This window comes from Vibrio sp. G-C-1, from assembly GCF_021728015.1.
Classification (GTDB): Bacteria; Pseudomonadota; Gammaproteobacteria; order Enterobacterales; family Vibrionaceae; genus Vibrio; species Vibrio splendidus.
The window spans coordinates 131,335-150,900 of record NZ_JAKKCR010000009.1 but is presented as its reverse complement, the minus strand read 5'-3'; the positions used below and the strand labels follow the sequence as shown (position 1 = coordinate 150,900).

Sequence of the window (19,566 nt, the reverse complement as noted above, 5' to 3'; positions counted from 1 at the left end):
AGGCTAAGAAGAAATGTGAGGTGTCTTCAGAAACCTAGCTGTTAACAATTATTTTACAATTATCTAAGGCTCAACTTACGTTATTTGTTAAGTTAATGTTAAATTTTGAAGGTTTGCAATCAAATTTTGTCCATAACAATACATAAGGTTATTTAATGACCATCATGCTCAATGGAGCTGAGTGAGCGAGCCCGTGAAAGAAAGAAAGACAAGACCTGTTAATTTAGATTTACAGACCATCCACTTTCCTATCACAGCAATAGCTTCCATCCTACACCGTGTGTCTGGGGTGATTACTTTTGTTGCGATCGGAATTCTGCTTTGGTTACTATCCATTTCCCTCTCTTCCCCTGTAGGCTTTATGGAAGCTAGCGACATTGTCGACGGTTTCTTCGTGAAGTTTATTCTGTGGGGCATTTTAACCGCTTTGGCTTACCACATTGCTGGTGGTATTCGTCACCTTCTTATGGACCTTGGTCACTTTGAAGAGCTGGAATCTGGCGCTAAGAGCGCGAAGGTTGCATTCGCAGCAACAGCGGTATTGTCTCTACTAGCGGGGATCTTAGTATGGTAAACAACGTTTCTACTTTTGGTCGTAATGGTGTGCATGATTATCTATTGATTCGTGCAACAGCCATCATTATGACGCTTTACACTATCTACCTAGTGAGCTTCTGTGCTTTCTCAGGTGATATTTCTTACGCATCTTGGACGCAATTCTTTGGTGGTACCTTCACTAAAGTCTTCACCATGTTAGCACTTACTTCAATTTTGGTTCACGCGTGGATCGGCTTGTGGCAAGTACTAACTGACTACATCAAATGTGCAAAATTGCGCGTTGGTCTTCAAGTCGGTGTTGTTGCGGTTCTTCTAGGATATTTCTTCTCTGGTCTGTTTATTTTGTGGGGTGCGTAAGTGACTATTCCTGTTCGTGAGTTTGATGCTGTAGTAATTGGCGCTGGTGGTGCTGGTATGCGCGCCGCGCTACAAATTTCTGAGCAAGGCCTATCTTGTGCGTTGCTTTCTAAAGTTTTCCCAACTCGTTCTCATACTGTGTCTGCGCAAGGTGGTATCACTGTTGCTCTTGGTAATGCGCATGAAGATCACTGGGAACAACACATGTACGATACGGTTAAAGGTTCCGATTACATCGGCGACCAAGATGCTATCGAATACATGTGTAAAAATGGCCCTGAGTCGGTTATCGAATTAGAAAAAATGGGTCTTCCATTTTCTCGCTTTGATAACGGCAGTATTTACCAACGTCCGTTTGGTGGCCAATCTAAGAATTTTGGTGGTGAGCAAGCGGCTCGTACCGCAGCGGCAGCCGACCGTACTGGTCACGCACTGCTACACACGCTTTACCAACAAAACATTAAACACAAAACGACGGTTTTCTCTGAGTGGTATGCACTGGATCTTGTTAAAAACGAAGATGGTGCAATCTTAGGTACTACCGCGCTTTGTATGGAAACGGGCGAGGTTTGCTACTTCAAAGCGAAGGCAACAATCCTTGCTACCGGCGGTGCTGGTCGTATCTACGCATCAACAACGAATGCACACATTAACACTGGTGACGGTGTTGGCATGGCAATTCGTGCTGGCGTTCCAATGCAAGACATCGAAATGTGGCAGTTCCACCCAACGGGTATCGCTGGCGCAGGTGTTTTGGTAACAGAAGGTTGTCGTGGTGAAGGTGGTTACCTTCTCAATAAAGACGGCGAGCGCTTCATGGAACGTTATGCTCCGAATGCTAAAGATTTAGCCGGTCGTGATGTGGTAGCTCGTTCGATGATGGTTGAGATTCGTGAAGGTCGTGGTTGCGATGGCCCATGGGGTCCTCACATTAAGCTGAAACTTGATCACCTAGGTAAAGAGACGCTTGAGTCTCGTCTACCGGGTGTATGTGAGCTTTCTCGTACGTTTGCTCACGTTGATCCAGTTAAAGAACCAATTCCTGTAATCCCAACGTGTCACTACATGATGGGTGGTGTTCCAACTCAGGTTTCTGGTCAAGCAATTAAACAAACTGAAGATGGTTCAGACGTTGAAATTCAAGGTCTATTCGCTTGTGGCGAAATCGCTTCAGTATCTGTACATGGTGCAAACCGTCTAGGTGGCAACTCGCTACTTGATTTGGTTGTGTTCGGCCGTGCGACAGGTCTTCACCTTGGTGAGACTCTGAATAAGCAAGCTGAAGCAAAACCTGCAACTGAAGCCGACATTGAACGTTCACTAGAGCGATACAATCGTTGGGAAAACAGTACAGACGGTGAAGACCCTGCGGTAATTCGTAAAGATCTTCAGCAATGTATGCAGAACAACTTCTCTGTATTCCGTGAAGGTAAAGCGATGGCTGATGGCTTAGAAGAGCTTAAAGTGATTCGTGAGCGTCTTAAGAATGCACACCTTTCAGACAAGTCGACAGAGTTCAACACGCAACGTATTGAGTGTTTAGAACTTGAAAACTTGATGGAAACGGCATTCGCAACTGCGGTTGCAGCAAACTTCCGTACAGAGAGTCGTGGAGCGCATGCTCGTTTTGACTTCCCAGACCGTGATGATGAGCAATGGCTATGCCACTCACTTTACAACCCAGAATCAGAAAGTATGACTAAGCGTGGCGTGAACATGGAACCTATCCATCGTGAAGCATTCCCGCCGAAAGCACGTACGTACTAAGGAGATATGACCATGAAACTGAATTTCTCTTTATACCGTTACAACCCAGATGTGGACCAGAAGCCTTACATGAAAGAGTACACCCTAGAGGTGGAAGAAGGCTCTGACATGATGCTTTTGGATGCGCTTATTCTTTTGAAAGAGCAAGATCCAACGATTTCATTCCGTCGTTCATGCCGTGAAGGTGTATGTGGTTCTGATGGCTTGAACATGAATGGTAAAAACGGATTGGCGTGTATTACGCCTCTGTCTGCTCTTACTGGCCAAGATAAAATCGTAATTCGCCCACTTCCAGGTTTGCCTGTCGTGCGTGATTTAATCGTAGACATGACTCAGTTCTACGATAACTACGAAAAAGTTAAGCCGTTCTTAGTGTCTGATGGCAATGTGCCACCGGCTCGTGAAAACCTACAAAGCCCTGATGAGCGTGCTCATTTAGATGGTTTGTATGAATGTATCATGTGTGCATGTTGTACGACTTCGTGCCCATCATTCTGGTGGAATCCAGATAAGTTCATCGGACCAGCTGGCCTGCTTGCAGCATACCGTTGGCTAATAGATAGCCGAGATACGGCGACAGACGAACGTCTGTCCGATCTTGATGATGCATTTAGCGTTTTTCGTTGCCATGGCATCATGAATTGTGTAAGTGTTTGTCCTAAGGGATTAAATCCGACGAAAGCGATTGGTCACATCAAGACCATGCTTGTGAATCGTTCGGTTTAAGTTATATAAAAATTGCCGCCCTAGAAGTTTTGGGGCGGCCTTTTAATAGCTCGGCATAGACCGCAGCAAACGTGAAAACTACTGGTTAAGGGAAAATATGCACAACGGCGTGATGAAGGCATGGCTCGAGTCTTCACACTTGGCTGGCGCCAATGCAACGTACGTAGAAGAACTCTATGAACTGTATCTAAGTGACCCCGATTCGGTAAGTGACGAATGGAGAAGTGTTTTTGAAGAATTGCCTGTGCAAGCTTCAGAAGCAGTGGAACAACCACACTCTCGTGTTCGTGAATACTTCCGTCGACTCGCTCAAGAAACAAAGCATTACAGTGTCCAAGTTAGTGATCCAGATGTCGATGCGAAACAAGTAAAGGTTCTGCAACTTATTAATGCCTATCGATTCCGAGGGCATCAATCAGCAAATCTAGACCCCCTAGGTTTATGGGAAAGAGATACAGTCGCTGAACTGGATCCTTCTTTTCACACTCTTACCGAAGATGACCTCAATGAGACGTTTAACGTCGGCTCTTACGCCATTGGCCAAGAGACGATGGTGCTTCGAGATTTGTACAAATCTTTAAAGCAAACTTATTGTGGTTCGATTGGTGCTGAATACATGCACATGACTAACACAGAGCAAAAGCGTTGGATCCAACAACGTTTAGAGTCTGTTTCTGGTCAACCCTCTTTCGATAAAGAAGAAAAGCAAGCTTTCCTAGAAGAGCTAACTGCTGCTGAAGGTCTTGAGCGCTATCTTGGTGCTAAATTCCCAGGCGCAAAACGCTTCTCGTTGGAAGGTGGTGATGCGTTGATCCCAATGACGAAGGAAATTATTCGTCATGCAGGTGGACAAGGCATGCGTGAAGTTGTTGTTGGTATGGCTCACCGTGGTCGTCTAAACATGCTGGTCAATGTGCTTGGTAAAAAGCCACAAGACCTGTTTGACGAGTTTGCGGGCAAGCACAGCGATGACTCGTGGGGCACTGGTGATGTGAAATACCACCAAGGTTTCTCTGCGGATTTCGCAACACCAGGCGGCAACGTTCACTTAGCACTTGCATTTAACCCATCTCACTTAGAAATCGTAAACCCGGTAGTTATCGGTTCGGTACGTGCTCGCCAAGATCGTCTAGACGATAAAGATGGCAGCCGCGTACTTCCAATTACTATCCATGGTGATTCAGCTATCGCTGGCCAGGGTGTAGTACAAGAGACGTTCAACATGTCTCAAGCTCGTGGTTTCTGTGTTGGTGGTACGGTTCGTATCGTTGTAAATAACCAAGTTGGTTTTACAACGTCTAACCCTCGCGATACACGTTCTACGATGTACTGTACCGATATCGCGAAGATGGTTCAGGCTCCGATTTTCCACGTTAACTCTGATGATCCAGAAGCTGTCGCTTTCGTAGCGCGTCTTGCATTAGATTACCGTAATACGTTTAAGCGTGATGTTGTTATTGATTTGGTTTGTTACCGTCGCCACGGTCACAATGAAGCCGATGAGCCGAATGCAACGCAGCCTTTGATGTACCAAAAAATCAAGAAGCATCCAACGCCACGTAAGCTTTATGCTGACGTGCTAATGGAACGCGGTGAGTTTGGTATTGATACGGCAACACAACTCGTTAACGAATATCGTGATGCACTTGATCACGGTGAAGTTGTGGTTAAAGAGTGGCGCCCAATGGCACTTCACTCAGTGGACTGGTCACCTTACCTAGGTCATGACTGGAACATCGAATGGGACAACAAGATTGACATCGAGCGCCTGAAAGAGCTTGGTAGCAAACTTTGTCAATACCCAGACAGCCATAAGCTGCAAAGTCGAGTAAACAAACTGTACAACGATCGTACTGCCATGGTGAATGGTGAGAAACAAGTCGATTGGGGTATGGCCGAGACTCTGGCTTACGCAACACTTGTTGATGACGGTAAGCGTATTCGTATCTCAGGCCAAGATTCAGGTCGTGGTACGTTCTTCCACCGCCACTCAGTACTGCACAATCAATCAGATGCAAGCACGTATGTTCCTCTTGCGAACATTCATGATAAACAAGGGCCATTCCAAGTATTTGACTCTGTGTTATCTGAAGAAGCGGTACTCGCATTTGAGTATGGTTATGCAACGGCAGAACCAAGCGGTCTAACCCTTTGGGAAGCACAATTTGGTGACTTCGCAAACGGTGCACAAGTTGTAATCGACCAATTCATTTCGTCAGGTGAGCAAAAGTGGGCACGTTTATGTGGTCTAACTATGCTGCTTCCTCACGGCTATGAAGGCCAAGGCCCAGAGCACTCATCTGCTCGTCTTGAACGTTACCTTCAATTATGTGCTGAACAAAACATGCAGGTTGTTGTTCCTTCAACGCCGGCACAGGTTTATCACATGATTCGCCGTCAGGTTGTTCGACCAATGCGTCGTCCACTGATCGTAATGTCACCTAAGTCATTGCTTCGTCACCCTCTATGTACGTCTTCTATGGAAGATCTAGCAGAAGGTACGTTCCAACCAGCTATCGCAGAAATTGATGATCTGGCTCCTGAGAACGTAAAACGCGTCGTGTTCTGTTCAGGTAAGGTTTACTTTGACCTGCTTGATCAAAGACGTAAGAACGAGCAAGACGATGTCGCTATTGTACGTATTGAGCAACTTTACCCGTTCCCTTACGAGGACGTGAGAGCTGCAATCGCACAATACACAAATGTAGTCGATTACGTTTGGTGTCAAGAAGAGCCACAAAACCAAGGTGCTTGGTACAGTAGCCAACATAATTTCCGAGCTGCTATTCCAGTGGGTGCTGATATTCAATATGCAGGTCGTCCTGCATCAGCATCACCAGCTGTTGGCTATATGTCGGTACACTTGAAACAACAAAAAGCGTTAGTTGACGACGCTTTGACCCTACTTAAGAACTAGAAGTAAAAGGAAAATACGCACATGACAATTGAAATTCTGGTTCCAGATTTACCTGAATCTGTGGCTGATGCAACAGTGGCGACTTGGCACAAAAAACCAGGCGAAGCCGTTGCACGTGATGAAGTCATTGTAGACATCGAAACAGATAAAGTAGTTCTAGAAGTACCGGCTCCTGAAGCGGGTGTTCTGGAAGCTATCCTAGAAGAAGAGGGTGCTACGGTACTTTCTAAGCAGCTTCTTGCAAAGATCAAACCTGGTGCTGTCGCTGGTGAACCAACGAAAGATACCACTGAAGATACAGAAGCTTCTCCTGATAAGCGCCACAAAGCGGCACTGACAGAAGAAAGCAACGACGCACTAAGCCCAGCTGTTCGTCGTCTTCTTGCAGAACACAACCTACAACCAGCTGACGTCAAAGGCACTGGTGTTGGTGGTCGTATTACTCGTGAAGACATCGACGCGCACCTAGCAGCAGCGAAAGCGGCTCCGGTAGCAGCATCTGCACCAGCAGTTGAAGCGCCAGCAGCGGCTCGTAGCCAAAAACGCGTGCCTATGACTCGCCTACGTAAGACAGTTGCAAACCGTCTTCTAGAAGCGAAGAACAGCACAGCAATGCTGACTACTTTCAACGAAGTGAACATGAAACCAATCATGGACCTTCGTAAGCAGTACAAAGACCAATTCGAGAAGCGTCACGATACGCGTCTTGGTTTCATGTCTTTCTATGTGAAAGCAGTAACAGAAGCGCTGAAGCGTTTCCCAGAAGTTAACGCTTCGATTGATGGTACAGATATCATTTACCACAACTACTTCGATATCAGCATGGCGGTATCTACGCCACGCGGTCTAGTGACTCCAGTACTGAAAGACTGTGACACACTAGGTTTTGCTGACATCGAAAAAGGCATCAAAGAGCTAGCAATCAAAGGCCGTGATGGCAAGCTAACTGTTGATGAACTGATGGGCGGTAACTTCACTATCACAAACGGTGGTGTATTTGGTTCTCTAATGTCTACGCCAATCATCAACCCGCCTCAAGCGGCAATTTTGGGTATGCATAAAATCCAAGATCGTCCAATGGCTGTTGATGGCAAGGTAGAAATTCTACCAATGATGTACTTAGCGCTTTCTTACGATCACCGTCTAATCGATGGCCGTGAATCAGTTGGCTTCCTAGTGACTATCAAAGAGCTTCTAGAAGATCCTGCACGTCTGTTATTAGACGTTTAGTATCGCTAAAACGTCTAGTTAACCTCGTTAGCTAGACGTAAAAAGTTTCAAAGGCTAGGCTGCTCAACGTCTGGCCTTCACTTGAACTGTAAAGCCATTAGAAAATGGACAGCAGTTGATTTGAGAAGACCCTACAGACGTACCACAGGAAACTGTGTCGTTATGGAAATAATAATCCCTTAAGGGAAAATAAACGGAATATCAAAATGAATTTGCATGAATACCAAGCCAAACAGCTGTTTGCAGAATTCGGTTTGCCTGTACCAGAAGGTTTCGCATGTGATACAGCACAAGAAGCTTTCGAAGCTGCAGGTCGTATCAGTACAGCCAAGAAAGTTGTTAAGTGTCAAGTACACGCTGGTGGTCGCGGTAAAGCGGGCGGCGTAGAGCTACATGACACTAAAGAAGGCGTTAAAGAGTTTGCACAAAAGTGGCTAGGTAAAAACCTAGTGACTTACCAAACAGACGCTAATGGTCAGCCTGTAACCAAGATCCTAGTTGAAGAAGCATCAAACATTGCTAACGAACTTTACCTAGGCGCTGTTGTTGACCGTGCAACTCGTAAAATTGTATTCATGGCGTCAACTGAAGGCGGCGTGGACATTGAGAAAATCGCTGAAGAAACTCCAGAGTTGATTCACCAATCTGCGATCGATCCTCTAGTTGGCCCTCAAGCTTACCAAGGCCGTGAATTGGCATTCAAACTTGGCCTAGCTGGCGATCAAATTAAACAGTTCGTTAAGATCTTCATGGGTCTTGGTGAAATGTTCGCTCAGTACGACCTAGCTCTACTAGAAATTAACCCGCTTGTTATTACAAATGAAGGTAACCTTCTTTGCCTAGACGGCAAGATCAACATTGACTCAAACGCAATGTACCGTCAGCCAAAGCTTCGTGAAATGCACGATCCTTCACAAGAAGACGAGCGCGAAGCGCACGCAGCTCAGTGGGAACTGAACTACGTAGCACTTGATGGCAACGTTGGCTGTATGGTTAACGGTGCAGGCCTTGCTATGGGTACGATGGATATCGTAAACCTACACGGCGGCAAGCCAGCAAACTTCCTTGATGTAGGCGGCGGCGCAACAAAAGAGCGTGTAGCTGAAGCATTCAAGATCATCCTTTCTGATGACAATGTTAAAGCAGTACTCGTAAACATCTTCGGTGGCATCGTTCGTTGTGACATGATCGCTGAAGGTATTATTGGTGCAGTTAAAGAAGTTGGCGTAACAGTTCCTGTCGTTGTTCGTCTAGAAGGTACAAACGCAGACCTAGGTCGCGAAGTACTTGCTAATTCTGATGTTGATATCATTGCTGCTGTATCTCTAACAGATGCTGCTCAGAAAGTTGTTGCTGCTGCGGAGGCTAAATAATGTCTGTATTAATTAACAAAGACACTAAAGTAATCTGTCAGGGTTTCACTGGCGGTCAAGGTACATTCCACTCAGACCAAGCTATCGCATACGGTACGCAAATGGTTGGTGGTGTTTCACCTGGTAAAGGTGGTCAAACTCACCTAGGCCTTCCAGTATTCAACACAGTACGTGAAGCAGTAGAAGTAACTGGCGCAACAGCAACAGTTATCTACGTACCAGCACCTTTCTGTAAAGATGCAATCCTAGAAGCAATTGATGCAGGTATCGAACTGATCGTAACGATCACTGAAGGTATCCCTACTACAGATATGATCGACGTTAAAGTGAAGCTAGAAGAAACTGGCGTTCGCATGATCGGTCCTAACTGTCCAGGTCTTATCACTCCAGACGAGTGTAAGATTGGTATCATGCCTGGTCATATCCATAAGAAGGGTAAGGTAGGTATCGTATCTCGTTCAGGTACTCTGACGTACGAAGCAGTTAAGCAAACAACAGATGAAGGCTTTGGTCAGTCTACATGTGTTGGTATCGGTGGTGACCCTATCCCAGGTTCAAACTTCATTGATATCCTAAAACTTTTCCAAGAAGACCCAGAGACTGAAGCAATCGTAATGATTGGTGAGATCGGTGGTACTGCGGAAGAAGAAGCTGCTGAGTTCATCAAAGCAAACGTAACTAAGCCAGTTGTATCTTACATCGCTGGTGTTACTGCTCCTCCGGGTAAACGTATGGGCCACGCTGGCGCAATCATCTCAGGCGGTAAAGGTACTGCTGAAGATAAATTCGCAGCGCTAGAAGCAGCAGGCGTTAAGACTGTTAAGTCTCTTGCTGACATCGGTAAAGGCCTACGTGAAATCACGGGTTGGTAATCAGCTGGCTTTTATCTAACGAGATAGAAGCTAACTGAACGATATAAGAAAGGCTTGGTCATTGACCAAGCCTTTTTCTTTTGTGACCGATTTTTTTGTAAACGATTCTTTTATAAACGACTGCCGCATCAACGGTTGTGTTGTTAAAAGCCAGAATGAATCCCGACTTTTCACTTTAGGCGCGGGTTCTGTACATTTGAGACAGCATAAACATTGCCGCAGCACTAATAACAACAGACGGGCCGGCTGGCGTGTCATAGAACCAAGACAAGCTCAACCCTCCGAACACAGCGATAGAGCCAATAACTGAGGCGAGGAATGCCATTTGCTCGGGTGTATTCGCAAATTTCCTTGCTGTAGCTGCTGGGATGATCAGTAGCGATGTCATGATTAACGCACCCACAAACTTCATACCGACTGCAATCACGATACCAACCAGCAACATCAGGATTAGGCGCATTAAGTCAATGTTGATGCCATCTACTGCTGCAAGATCTTCATTTACTGTCGTTGAAAGCAGTGGTCGCCAAAATATCGCAAGCACTAAACCAATCACTGCAGCACCCGCGTAGATGAACACCAAATCTGTTGGAGACACCGCAAGCAAGTCACCAAATAGGTAACTCATTAGATCGACACGAACATTGTCTAAGAAGCTGACAGCAACAAGGCCTAAAGAGAGTGCACTGTGCGCCAATATACCCAGTAAGGTATCGGTCGCGACTAGCTTTTGTTTTTGTAAAGTCACTAGCAACACGGCCAGCATCAAACAACAAATCAGCAGCGCGAAATACAAGTTAATGTTGAACAGAAAGCCAAGTGCTAAGCCCATCAAAGAAGCGTGAGCAAGCGTGTCACCAAAGTAAGCCATCTTGCGCCATACCACGAACGACCCTAATGGGCCTGCAATTAGCGCAATACCCAAACCCGCCAGAATAGAGGGAAGAAGAAACTCAAGCATTAGTGATGTCCATGTTTATGGTTTGAACATTCATGCACGTCGCCTTCGACAGGCTGGCCTGCAAGATCATGATGGTGATGTTCGTGTTGGTGATGATAAAACGCTAGTGTTTCTTGGGTCGCGGTGCCAAAGAGCGCAATATACGAAGGGTGGTGTTTGATGTCTGCAGGTGCGCCTGAGCAACAGATATGATGGTGCAAACAGATAACATCGTCTGTTTTTGCCATCACTAAATGCAGGTCATGTGAAACCATAAATACGGCACAACCAAAGCGGTGACGAATGGTGTCAATCAGGTCATACAGGTCTATTTGCCCTTGTACATCAACGCCTTGAGCAGGTTCATCAAGAACCAGTAGATCTGGTCTTCTTAGCAATGAACGAGCAATCAGCACACGTTGGTTTTCGCCGCCAGATAGCTGGTGCATGTTACTCTTCTGCAGATGTTCAGCACCAACGAGCTTCAATGCTTCAAGGATTTCTTGCTGACTGAACTTGCCAGTGAGCTTTAGAAAACGCTCTACGTTGAGCGGTAGTGAATCATTGAGCTTTAGTTTTTGTGGTACATAGCCAATTTTCAGTTTTTTAGCTTTTGTTATTGTGCCTGAAAATTGGGTTTGTAAACCCAGTACCACTTTTACTAATGTCGACTTTCCTGCACCGTTTGGCCCAATGAGGGTGGTGATTCTGCCGCGCTCTATATTTAGAGAGATGTTGTCTAGAACTTTTCGACCGTCAAATTCGACGCTCACAGAATCTAGTTGGATTAAGTTATCCATGAATAGAACTCATTTGCAATTCGCTAATGTTATAATGTAACATTTACCTCAAGCCTAAGCTACTTTTCTATTATCGAGGGATTATGTCACGTTCATCTTTTATACTTGCTACTTTGCTTTTAGCGCCAAGTGTCGCAAGTGCCAATACTATTCTAACAAGCTTTAAACCGATTCAAATGATTGTGACAGAATTAACGCAAGGCGTTAGTGAGCCGGATGTGTTGATGAACAGCAATGCTTCGCCGCACGATTATGCGCTTAAGCCATCGGATGTCAAAAAAGTTCACAGTGCCGATATGGTTATCTGGTTTGGTCCTGACCTAGAAGCCTTTCTGACTAAGGTGATTGGTTCAAAAGAAAACGTTATCAAGATCAGTGAGATTCCAGGAATTAACTTGCGAGAGTTCGGACATGATGACCACGATTCTCATGAAGGACACCATCATGGTAGCCATGACCCGCATTTTTGGTTGGGCATCGACCAAGTTGAAGTCGCGGCAAAATATATCTCAGCTAAGTTGATTGAATCTGACCCTGATAACGCAATGGCGTATCAAGAGAACCTAGACTCATTCTTGATTGCTTTGAAAGAGAAGAAGCAGTCAATTAATGAACAACTTGCGCCAGTGAAAGACAAAGGTTACTACGTATTCCATGATGCGTACGGCTACTTCGAACAGGAGTTTGAGTTAAATAACTTAGGTCACTTTACCGTGAGCCCAGAGCGCAAGCCGGGTGCAAAAAGCTTGATAGCTATCAAGAAAACCTTGGTGCGTGAAAATGTTCAATGTGTATTTGCAGAGCCTCAATTTACACCAGCTGTGATCGAATCGGTGACTCGCGGAAGCAATGCTAAGCAAGGGCAACTTGATCCTGTTGGTTCACAGGTTGAAGTGAAGAGTGGAAGTTATTTCGATTTTCTTCAGCAACTTACAGACAGCTACACCAGTTGCTTGAGTGCTAAGTAATCAATAATCAATATTCCTAACGACACTTTGCTCTCGTTAATTTATGAATCATGCCGCTTTTTGCGGCATTTTCGTGACCGCTAAGATAAAACCTCTCAACAAATAGCAAACCTCCTTTCTCCTTTGTTAATTTCCGCTAAAATAGAAAGATAATAATAAGCACAAAAAAACTGAATTTTTGATTAAGCAGCGATAAGACGTTGTGGACACCATAATTTCATGTGTTATTGCTGTTCAGGATGAAAAGTTGTATCGAATTATCTTCAGAATGTTCATGTTAATGAGCATTTCATTTAGCGTTCTCGCGGTAAATACATCACCCTCCGTTTTCTATCCTTTGCCCGTTCAAGCGCAAGGGAACTTTCTTGCGGCTAAAAACCTGTACTTAGGTGCCGGTGGCGGGCTATGGGTTCATGATGTCCATGGAAAAGTACTCTTTTATGATGGCCGAACCCTATTCCCGCGAAAGGGCAGCCTTCTGCAATTTTCTTCAGAAAGAGTCGCGTTTCTTAACGATGAGTTTTGGACATTTTTTGATAATGAGGTGTACCGACATAGCCCTGGTATTGGCAATGAGCTTGCGTTTAGTTTAAGCCCCGGCGCTGAGATCGCGAATATCGGCTCATCAGGTGATTATATTTGGGTCACAGATGGCAGTAATTTTTATACTTACAACACTCAATCTTTAGAATTTACCACCTACTCACTACTCAAACTGTATCGATACAACAATAGCAGTGATATTGCGATTAACGATGCGGAGTGGGTGTTGTCAAAATGGGTACTCGCGACCAGTTCTGGTGCTTACCTTTCCGAGGCGCAAGAGTTTACTCACATCACTGCATCAGATAAGCACCATATTGAGACGGTTTATTTTTCTAATGCTAGACGAGAGTTAGTGATTGGCACTTTAAATGGGGCGGTGATTGTTGATCTCGCGAATCCAGATAAAGAGAACAAAATAAAAGGGTCGCACGTTCTCTCGCTTGCTGAAACTTCAGACCAATATTGGATTGGCACAGAGCATGGACTCATTAGTTATAACTTCATTACGGGTCAAATTACACGATTCGAACAAGCCGCTAATCAAGATTTCTCGTTACCGGGAGAGAAAATATATTCGTTAATCAACGACCATGCTGGTGGGATGTGGGTTGCGACAAATAACGGCATCCGATACTTCTCACTGTTCAGTAAGACATTCTCAAGAACGCCATTAACGGGTATGGGAATGCACTCAAGTAGTGTCGTGATAAACAAAGTACAGCCGGTTAGTGAACAATTATCTTGGGTTGCTTCCTCAATGGGCCTCTATTTGGTCGATGCTCAAAGCAAAGAGAACCCAATTCGTGTTTATTCCAACTCGGTGCAGGACTTTGAGATCTTTGGTTCTTCCATTTGGTTGGCTACTGAAGAAGGCATTATTAGTTTTAATACCAATACGTTAGAGCCTGAAGTGCTCGGTTTACCAAGGTCTATCAAAGGGGTACACGTTGAGAACTTTGCGCTTCAAGCTGATAACGTACTTTGGATAACATCGGGGCAAGACCTTTATTCGTTATCTATCGAAACCATGAAGCTGACGGGGTACGGTACTGACTGGTTAGTTGATAAGTTTTTGCCAGCAAAAATCACTGCTCTCAATATAGGGTTACAAGGTCGTATTTATATAGGCACTGACCACGGCTTCTACTCTTTTATTGATAAACGGATTAGCTTTAGTCGCTCAAGCGAACGATTTGGCAAAGTGGTCGATATTGAAAAAGCGAAGGATGGGGCTCAATGGTTTGCGAGTAGTTATGGTGTGTATCGAATCCCTTATGACAGCTCTATTATTCAAGAGGTCACGCTTGTTGAAGACAATATTAGCCCAAATTGCTTAATAAGCGATGACAATGGTGTGTGGTTAGGTTCTTCGAAAGGTATCAGCTATTACGGACTGGATGGGCAACTGCATAAACATATCGGTTCACCATTTGGCTTGATCACCAATGAACTGGCGGCAGGGGCATGTGCCTTGTTTGACAGCGAAGGCAGCCTATCTACGAGGCTTATTTTTGGATCAAAATATGGCGTAGTCAGTGCGTTATCTGATGAGTTATTGGTATCAACAACACCTCATAGTCGAGCATTACTGAGTAAGATCAGTGTTGATCAGCAAACCGTATCACTTGGTGGTAAGACTGCTGATTTGGATGAAATCCCTTATGGTTCATCCATGAGTTTTAAGTTGGGTATCCTACCTGCGACGTTTGCCCCTGCGATGGAGTATCGCCTGAGCGACGATGAACCTTGGAGTGAATTTGAAGGAGGCTTGTTAACGCTCGATCATCTTCTTCCGGGGGACTATACACTGGAAGTAAAACCCGTTAAGGACTCGCATTATCGCTTTGTGTCAACGAATCAAAGCTTCTCAATCGCTGAGCCTTGGTATCTGAGCAATTGGGCTGCCGCAAGCTCTCTGGCGCTGCTGATTGGTGTCGTGACTATCTTGGTCTTTTGGCGTTCGCGTTATGTCACTTTTGCCAATAGACACCTAAAAGCGCAAGTTGCATTAAAAACCGATCAACTGAGGCACCAAAGTCGCATCCTGTTGACGACCAATCAACAGCTTAAAAAGCAGCTATCAGTTAAGAGTGCGCTTGTGTCGCACACAGCAAATGAACTCTCATCTGAAGTTAATCATATTGCTGCGATGCTTCCGAATTGGAATGATGAGAAAGGCAAGTCGCCAATCTTAACGCTGAAAAATGGCTTGGCTCAATTGAGTAATACACCTCAAGGAGAAGGGAAGGTCAGTTACGATATAATTTTGATCTTAGAAGCGGTACTCAAAGCTTGGCAAGATGATCTAGCCAAAGCGGGTATTGAACTGGATATTAGAGTTGATACCAAACAACGATACGTATCCTTGCTGTATTTTAATCTCGATATTATTTTCAACAACTTGGTTGCGAGCATCATCAAGAGAAACTTTAAGTCACAAAGCATGGTGGTTCTGGTTGAAGAAGTGAAGGAGCATCTTGTCGTTACGATTCGAGATCATGGGATGCCTTTCCCTAAATTGGCATCAAGCATGGGTGACAACACCGGAAAATCGACTGATCTAAATATCGAAAAATTACCTCTATTGATGAATCAGAGTGGTGGTGAGCTGAACGCGTTTGTTTCTGACTATCAAAATAAGGTTCAGCTTTCGTGGCCGATTGAGTATCAAGTGCTGGATAATCTGGAAGCCAGCACAATTGAGCAGATTGAAACCATTAAGCTTGCCGCTTCAACGCCAGAGCAGCAAAGGTTGAGTGCTGAACAAGAGTGGAAAAACAGAGTGTCGCAGCTTGTGAGCGAAAACTACGCCGATGCAGAGTTCAGTACTGCAACTGCTGCTAAGTACTTGTTCATGTCAGAGAGAAGCTTACAGAGACGCTTTAAATCGGCTTATAACAAGACCTTTAAAGAGCACTTGAATGAAGTGCGTTTAGAGCATGCGTGTGAGCGGTTACTTGCGGGAGAGAAAATCTCAGACGTCGCGTTTGATTCTGGTTTCAATGACCCTTCTTATTTCAGTCAAAGGTTTAAGCACCATTTTGGTATGTCGCCATCTAAGTTTGCTGAAAATAGCGAAGAGTAGTGAGCTACGGATTTACTCTACGTCCACATAGATAAAGATACTCTAAGCCTCGACATTCGTGTTGGGGCTTTTTTATGCTTCTACGAGATAGAGATAGAGATAGAGATAGAGATAGAGATAGAGATAGAGATAGAGATAGAGATAGAGATAGAGATAGAGATAGAGATAGAGATAGAGATAGAGATAGAGATAGAGATAGAGATAGAGATAGAGAGCAGTGGGGAGTTTAAAAGGCTGTTGGGATAAAACAAAAGGAAGAAAAAAAATATCGTGGTATAGCCGGGGGGACTATACCACGGGTGCCAAGGACACCTTCGCTTGCTGCCGGAGTGATATGGCAAGCCACATCACCTCTGGAATAAAATTAAAGAGAAGTAGTTTCTCTTCGTTGGAGTAACTATACGTCTGCACACTTATTTTACTTATAAAATTAACGACAGATGGCCATGAGAAAACCGACATTATTTTAAGTTATTGATAATTAATGATTTGTGTTGGTTTTTCTTGATTGGTACTAGTGAGGTAGTTCTCGTTGTTTGTTGAAAGTAACGTTTTTGACGTAAACGTTTTTAACGAAATTTACGAGTATGTATTTTCGAAAACATTGATTTCACACAATAGAATTGTGGTCATGTATGTGTATCATGGCGGTAATAACAATCTTTCTCATTATCAGTCACGAATTGGGCATTTATGAAACTCTCACAACTCGAGCAAGGAAAAGCGGCTTCTATTGTTGCACTAACAGGCTTAACACCAGACGTTAGAAAAAAACTTATGGTTATGGGCATGTTGCCAAAAACTGAGGTGACGCTAATCCGTCGTGCGCCGATGGGTGATCCACTTCAAGTGGAGGTGAGAGGTGTTTCTATCGCCATTCGTGAAAGCATTGCAGAACAAATCGAGGTTATCTAAATGGATTATCAAGTTCTTACCGTTGGTAACCCAAATAGTGGTAAAACAACATTATTTAACGCCTTAACTGGCGCTAAGCAGCACGTTGGTAACTGGGTTGGTGTAACCGTAGAAAAGAAGACGGGTTTGTATTCGCATGCTGGTGATCAGTTTCAGCTAACGGATTTACCGGGTATCTACGCACTAGACAGTGGTAATGATGCGAACAGTATCGATGAATCTATCGCGTCTCGTGCTGTGCTAACTCACCCTGCAGATGTGATCATCAATGTTGTAGATGCAAGCTGCTTAGAACGAAGCTTATACATGACATTACAATTACGAGAGTTGGGTCGCCCAATGATCGTTGTATTGAACAAGATGGATGTATTAAAGCGTGAGCGTCAGGTGATTAACCTTAAAGCGCTAGAGAAAGAGCTTGGCTGTCCAGTTTTAAGCTTGTCTGCAAACGACAAAGGCCAAGTTGCACGTTTTAAAGAGCGTCTGCATAAACTGCTTGTTCAAGGTGTGAGTCTTGATCCTATCTCTATTGATTACGATGCCGCGTTAGAAGCTCTTATCCCTTCTGTTGAGTCACAATTTGATGATGCTGATGTATCTCACCGAGCTCTGGCTATTCGTGCTTTAGAAAACGATTACTTAGTCTTGAACGGATTGGCTCCTCAAACTCGTACTCAAATCGACAGTGTGCGCCTAGGTGCCGATTTCGATATTGACCTTGCTGTTGCTGACGCTAAATACACTTTCTTACATGACCTTTGTAAACGTGTTCGTCGCAGTGAAGGGAAACTAAGCCGTAACTTTACTGAGAAAGCAGACCAATTCATTTTGAATAAATGGGTCGGTATTCCTTTCTTCTTCGTCATCATGTACCTAATGTTCATGTTCTCTATCAATATCGGTAGTGCGTTTATCGACTTCTTTGATATTGGTGTTGGCGCAATATTAGTTGATGGTGGACACCACTTATTAGATGGCCATTTACCGGTTTGGCTAGTCACCATTCTTGCCGATGGCATCGGCGGTGGTATTCAAACGGTTGCGACCTTTATTCCGGTTATTGCCGCGCTTTACTTGTTCTTAGCGGTATTAGAAAGCTCGGGTTACATGGCTCGTGCTGCATTTGTACTTGATAAAGTGATGCAGAAGATTGGCTTACCGGGCAAAGCGTTTGTTCCGTTAGTACTTGGTTTTGGTTGTAACGTACCTTCAATCATGGCAACCCGTACTCTTGACCAAGAGCGTGAACGTAAACTGGCAGCATCAATGGCGCCCTTTATGTCATGTGGAGCTCGTTTGCCAGTATACGCACTATTCGCAGCTGCGTTTTTCCCTGGTGCCGGACAAAATGTCGTATTCGCTCTGTACATCATGGGTATTGTAGCTTCTGTATTTACGGGCTTATTCCTTAAAAATACTATCTATCCTGGTAGCAGTGATAGCTTGGTTATGGAGATGCCAGATTACGAATTGCCAACCGTGCAAAACGTGATGCTGAAAACTTGGCAGAAGCTGAAACGTTTCGTGCTTGGCGCAGGTAAAACCATCGTAATGGTTGTGGCTATTCTTAGCTTCCTGAACTCATTAGGTATGGACGGCAGTTTTGGTAACGAAGACAGCGAAAGCTCAGTGCTATCTAAAGCGGCTCAAGTTGTGACTCCAGTGTTCCAACCTATTGGTATTACTGAAGATAACTGGCCTGCAACGGTTGGTATTATTACGGGTATTTTTGCGAAAGAAGCCGTTGTTGGTACATTAAACAGCTTGTACACCACGCCATCAGATGAAGAAGCGGCTGAATTCGATTTAGCAGCAAGCTTGCAAGAAGCCGTCATGACTATCCCTGAAAACCTAGCTGGTTTGAGCTATTCAGATCCATTAGGCATTGAAGTGGGCGACTTGTCTGACTCAAGCTCTGTGGCTGCAGATCAAGAGGTTGATACTTCGATCTTTGGTAACTTGAAAGACAAGTTTGTATCAGGCCACGCTGCGTTTGCTTACTTGATTCTTATCCTGCTTTACACACCTTGTGTTGCTGCGATGGGCGCTTATGTTCGTGAGTTTGGTCAGACGTTTGCCCGCTTCATAGCGGTATGGACAATGGCTCTTGGTTACTTCGGTGCAACCTTCTACTACCAAGCAGCAAACTTCGCTGTACACCCAGTAAGTAGTGCTGTGTGGATGGTGGCAATTGCTGGTGGCTTTGTGGTGACGTATCGCGTCTTCAAGAAAATTGGCAGTAAGCAAAAAGCGCTAGAGGTGCAAGTAGTATGATTTTAACTGAACTTCATCAATACATTGATAACGAGGGCGTTGCAGCTCGCAGTGAACTTGCGTCTAAGTTTGGTATGAGCGAAGACGGTGTCGATGCGATGCTGAGTGTTTGGGTCAAGAAAGGGAAAGTTTCCCGCTTGGTCGATACCAACAAGCATGGTCATACAACACGTATTCGTTACACCATCAGCAAACAAGATGGTCTGTCACTGAATGTGATGATGTAGTTCAGAGCTTC

At 44.6% G+C, this 19,566-nt stretch carries 16 protein-coding genes; 13 read left to right on the top strand and 3 right to left on the bottom strand.

Annotated elements, in window-relative coordinates; all coding sequences use genetic code 11:
* Positions 1-181: 181 nt before the first annotated feature.
* From sdhC to sucD, 8 genes are all read left to right on the top strand, one after another.
* Positions 182-574 (top strand): succinate dehydrogenase cytochrome b556 subunit, encoded by a 393-nt coding sequence (gene sdhC, locus L3V36_RS14720; RefSeq protein ID WP_012604532.1) that lies wholly within the window; start codon positions 182-184, stop codon positions 572-574.
* Positions 568-915, top strand: coding sequence for a succinate dehydrogenase, hydrophobic membrane anchor protein (gene sdhD, locus L3V36_RS14715; protein ID WP_004734215.1), 348 nt, complete (start codon positions 568-570; stop codon positions 913-915). The genes sdhC and sdhD overlap by 7 nt, the downstream gene beginning before the upstream one ends.
* Positions 916-2,682 carry a succinate dehydrogenase flavoprotein subunit gene (gene sdhA / locus L3V36_RS14710; protein WP_004734214.1) on the top strand — a complete coding sequence of 589 codons (1,767 nt, stop codon included), beginning with the start codon at positions 916-918 and terminating at the stop codon, positions 2,680-2,682.
* A 12-nt stretch (positions 2,683-2,694) separates the two neighbouring features.
* Positions 2,695-3,408, top strand: coding sequence for a succinate dehydrogenase iron-sulfur subunit (locus L3V36_RS14705; RefSeq protein ID WP_004734213.1), 714 nt, complete (start codon positions 2,695-2,697; stop codon positions 3,406-3,408).
* Between the two features lie 97 nt (positions 3,409-3,505).
* A complete protein-coding gene (gene sucA / locus L3V36_RS14700) occupies positions 3,506-6,325 on the top strand; it encodes a 2-oxoglutarate dehydrogenase E1 component (protein WP_017079473.1) in 2,820 nt (939 codons plus the stop codon).
* 21 nt (positions 6,326-6,346) lie between these two features.
* The gene (gene odhB / locus L3V36_RS14695; RefSeq protein ID WP_004734211.1) at positions 6,347-7,555 is read left to right on the top strand and encodes a 2-oxoglutarate dehydrogenase complex dihydrolipoyllysine-residue succinyltransferase; all 1,209 of its coding nucleotides are present in this window, start codon (positions 6,347-6,349) and stop codon (positions 7,553-7,555) included.
* Positions 7,556-7,761: 206 nt separating this feature from the next.
* On the top strand, positions 7,762-8,928 hold the full coding sequence (gene sucC, locus L3V36_RS14690) for an ADP-forming succinate--CoA ligase subunit beta (RefSeq protein WP_004734210.1): 1,167 nt from the start codon (positions 7,762-7,764) through the stop codon (positions 8,926-8,928).
* Entirely contained in the window at positions 8,928-9,800 is an 873-nt protein-coding gene (gene sucD / locus L3V36_RS14685) for a succinate--CoA ligase subunit alpha (protein WP_004734209.1), read from the top strand. Before sucC ends, sucD begins: the two co-directional genes overlap by 1 nt.
* Positions 9,801-9,975: 175 nt before the next feature.
* On the opposite strand, the gene znuB is transcribed toward sucD, so the two are convergent.
* Both znuB and znuC read right to left on the bottom strand, forming a co-directional pair.
* Positions 9,976-10,761 (bottom strand): zinc ABC transporter permease subunit ZnuB, encoded by a 786-nt coding sequence (gene znuB, locus L3V36_RS14680; protein WP_004734208.1) that lies wholly within the window; start codon positions 10,759-10,761, stop codon positions 9,976-9,978.
* The gene (gene znuC, locus L3V36_RS14675) at positions 10,761-11,540 is read right to left on the bottom strand and encodes a zinc ABC transporter ATP-binding protein ZnuC (RefSeq protein WP_102445058.1); all 780 of its coding nucleotides are present in this window, start codon (positions 11,538-11,540) and stop codon (positions 10,761-10,763) included. Before znuC ends, znuB begins: the two co-directional genes overlap by 1 nt.
* 83 nt (positions 11,541-11,623) lie before the next feature.
* On the opposite strand from znuC, the gene znuA reads away from it, so the two are divergent.
* Both znuA and L3V36_RS14665 read left to right on the top strand, forming a co-directional pair.
* Positions 11,624-12,508, top strand: coding sequence for a zinc ABC transporter substrate-binding protein ZnuA (gene znuA, locus L3V36_RS14670; protein ID WP_017088032.1), 885 nt, complete (start codon positions 11,624-11,626; stop codon positions 12,506-12,508).
* 247 nt (positions 12,509-12,755) lie between these two features.
* Positions 12,756-16,139 carry an AraC family transcriptional regulator gene (locus L3V36_RS14665; protein ID WP_017093868.1) on the top strand — a complete coding sequence of 1,128 codons (3,384 nt, stop codon included), beginning with the start codon at positions 12,756-12,758 and terminating at the stop codon, positions 16,137-16,139.
* An 80-nt stretch (positions 16,140-16,219) separates the two neighbouring features.
* Here the strand turns inward: L3V36_RS14665 and L3V36_RS14660 are convergent, their stop codons facing one another.
* Complete coding sequence (locus L3V36_RS14660) at positions 16,220-16,480, bottom strand: hypothetical protein (protein WP_237296683.1); 261 nt, start codon at positions 16,478-16,480, stop codon at positions 16,220-16,222.
* Positions 16,481-16,832: 352 nt separating this feature from the next.
* On the opposite strand from L3V36_RS14660, the gene L3V36_RS14655 reads away from it, so the two are divergent.
* The 3 genes from L3V36_RS14655 to L3V36_RS14645 are packed head-to-tail and all read left to right on the top strand — an operon-like array spanning position 16,833 to position 19,555.
* Positions 16,833-17,054: a FeoA family protein gene (locus L3V36_RS14655; RefSeq protein ID WP_004734203.1), complete on the top strand. Its 222-nt coding sequence runs from the start codon at positions 16,833-16,835 to the stop codon at positions 17,052-17,054.
* Positions 17,055-19,328: a Fe(2+) transporter permease subunit FeoB gene (gene feoB, locus L3V36_RS14650; protein ID WP_102456985.1), complete on the top strand. Its 2,274-nt coding sequence runs from the start codon at positions 17,055-17,057 to the stop codon at positions 19,326-19,328.
* Positions 19,325-19,555, top strand: a complete 231-nt coding sequence (locus L3V36_RS14645; RefSeq protein WP_004734201.1) for a FeoC-like transcriptional regulator — start codon at positions 19,325-19,327, stop codon at positions 19,553-19,555. Before feoB ends, L3V36_RS14645 begins: the two co-directional genes overlap by 4 nt.
* Positions 19,556-19,566 lie beyond the last annotated feature (11 nt).

Coding starts and splice junctions, on each gene's coding strand:
- sdhD (WP_004734215.1), top strand. CDS start 568: ATGGTAAACAACGTTTCTACTTTTGGTCGTAATGGTGTGCATGATTAT.
- L3V36_RS14705 (WP_004734213.1), top strand. CDS start 2,695: ATGAAACTGAATTTCTCTTTATACCGTTACAACCCAGATGTGGACCAG.
- sucA (WP_017079473.1), top strand. CDS start 3,506: ATGCACAACGGCGTGATGAAGGCATGGCTCGAGTCTTCACACTTGGCT.
- odhB (WP_004734211.1), top strand. CDS start 6,347: ATGACAATTGAAATTCTGGTTCCAGATTTACCTGAATCTGTGGCTGAT.
- sucC (WP_004734210.1), top strand. CDS start 7,762: ATGAATTTGCATGAATACCAAGCCAAACAGCTGTTTGCAGAATTCGGT.
- sucD (WP_004734209.1), top strand. CDS start 8,928: ATGTCTGTATTAATTAACAAAGACACTAAAGTAATCTGTCAGGGTTTC.
- znuB (WP_004734208.1), bottom strand. CDS start 10,761: ATGCTTGAGTTTCTTCTTCCCTCTATTCTGGCGGGTTTGGGTATTGCG.
- znuC (WP_102445058.1), bottom strand. CDS start 11,540: ATGGATAACTTAATCCAACTAGATTCTGTGAGCGTCGAATTTGACGGT.
- znuA (WP_017088032.1), top strand. CDS start 11,624: ATGTCACGTTCATCTTTTATACTTGCTACTTTGCTTTTAGCGCCAAGT.
- L3V36_RS14655 (WP_004734203.1), top strand. CDS start 16,833: ATGAAACTCTCACAACTCGAGCAAGGAAAAGCGGCTTCTATTGTTGCA.
- feoB (WP_102456985.1), top strand. CDS start 17,055: ATGGATTATCAAGTTCTTACCGTTGGTAACCCAAATAGTGGTAAAACA.
- L3V36_RS14645 (WP_004734201.1), top strand. CDS start 19,325: ATGATTTTAACTGAACTTCATCAATACATTGATAACGAGGGCGTTGCA.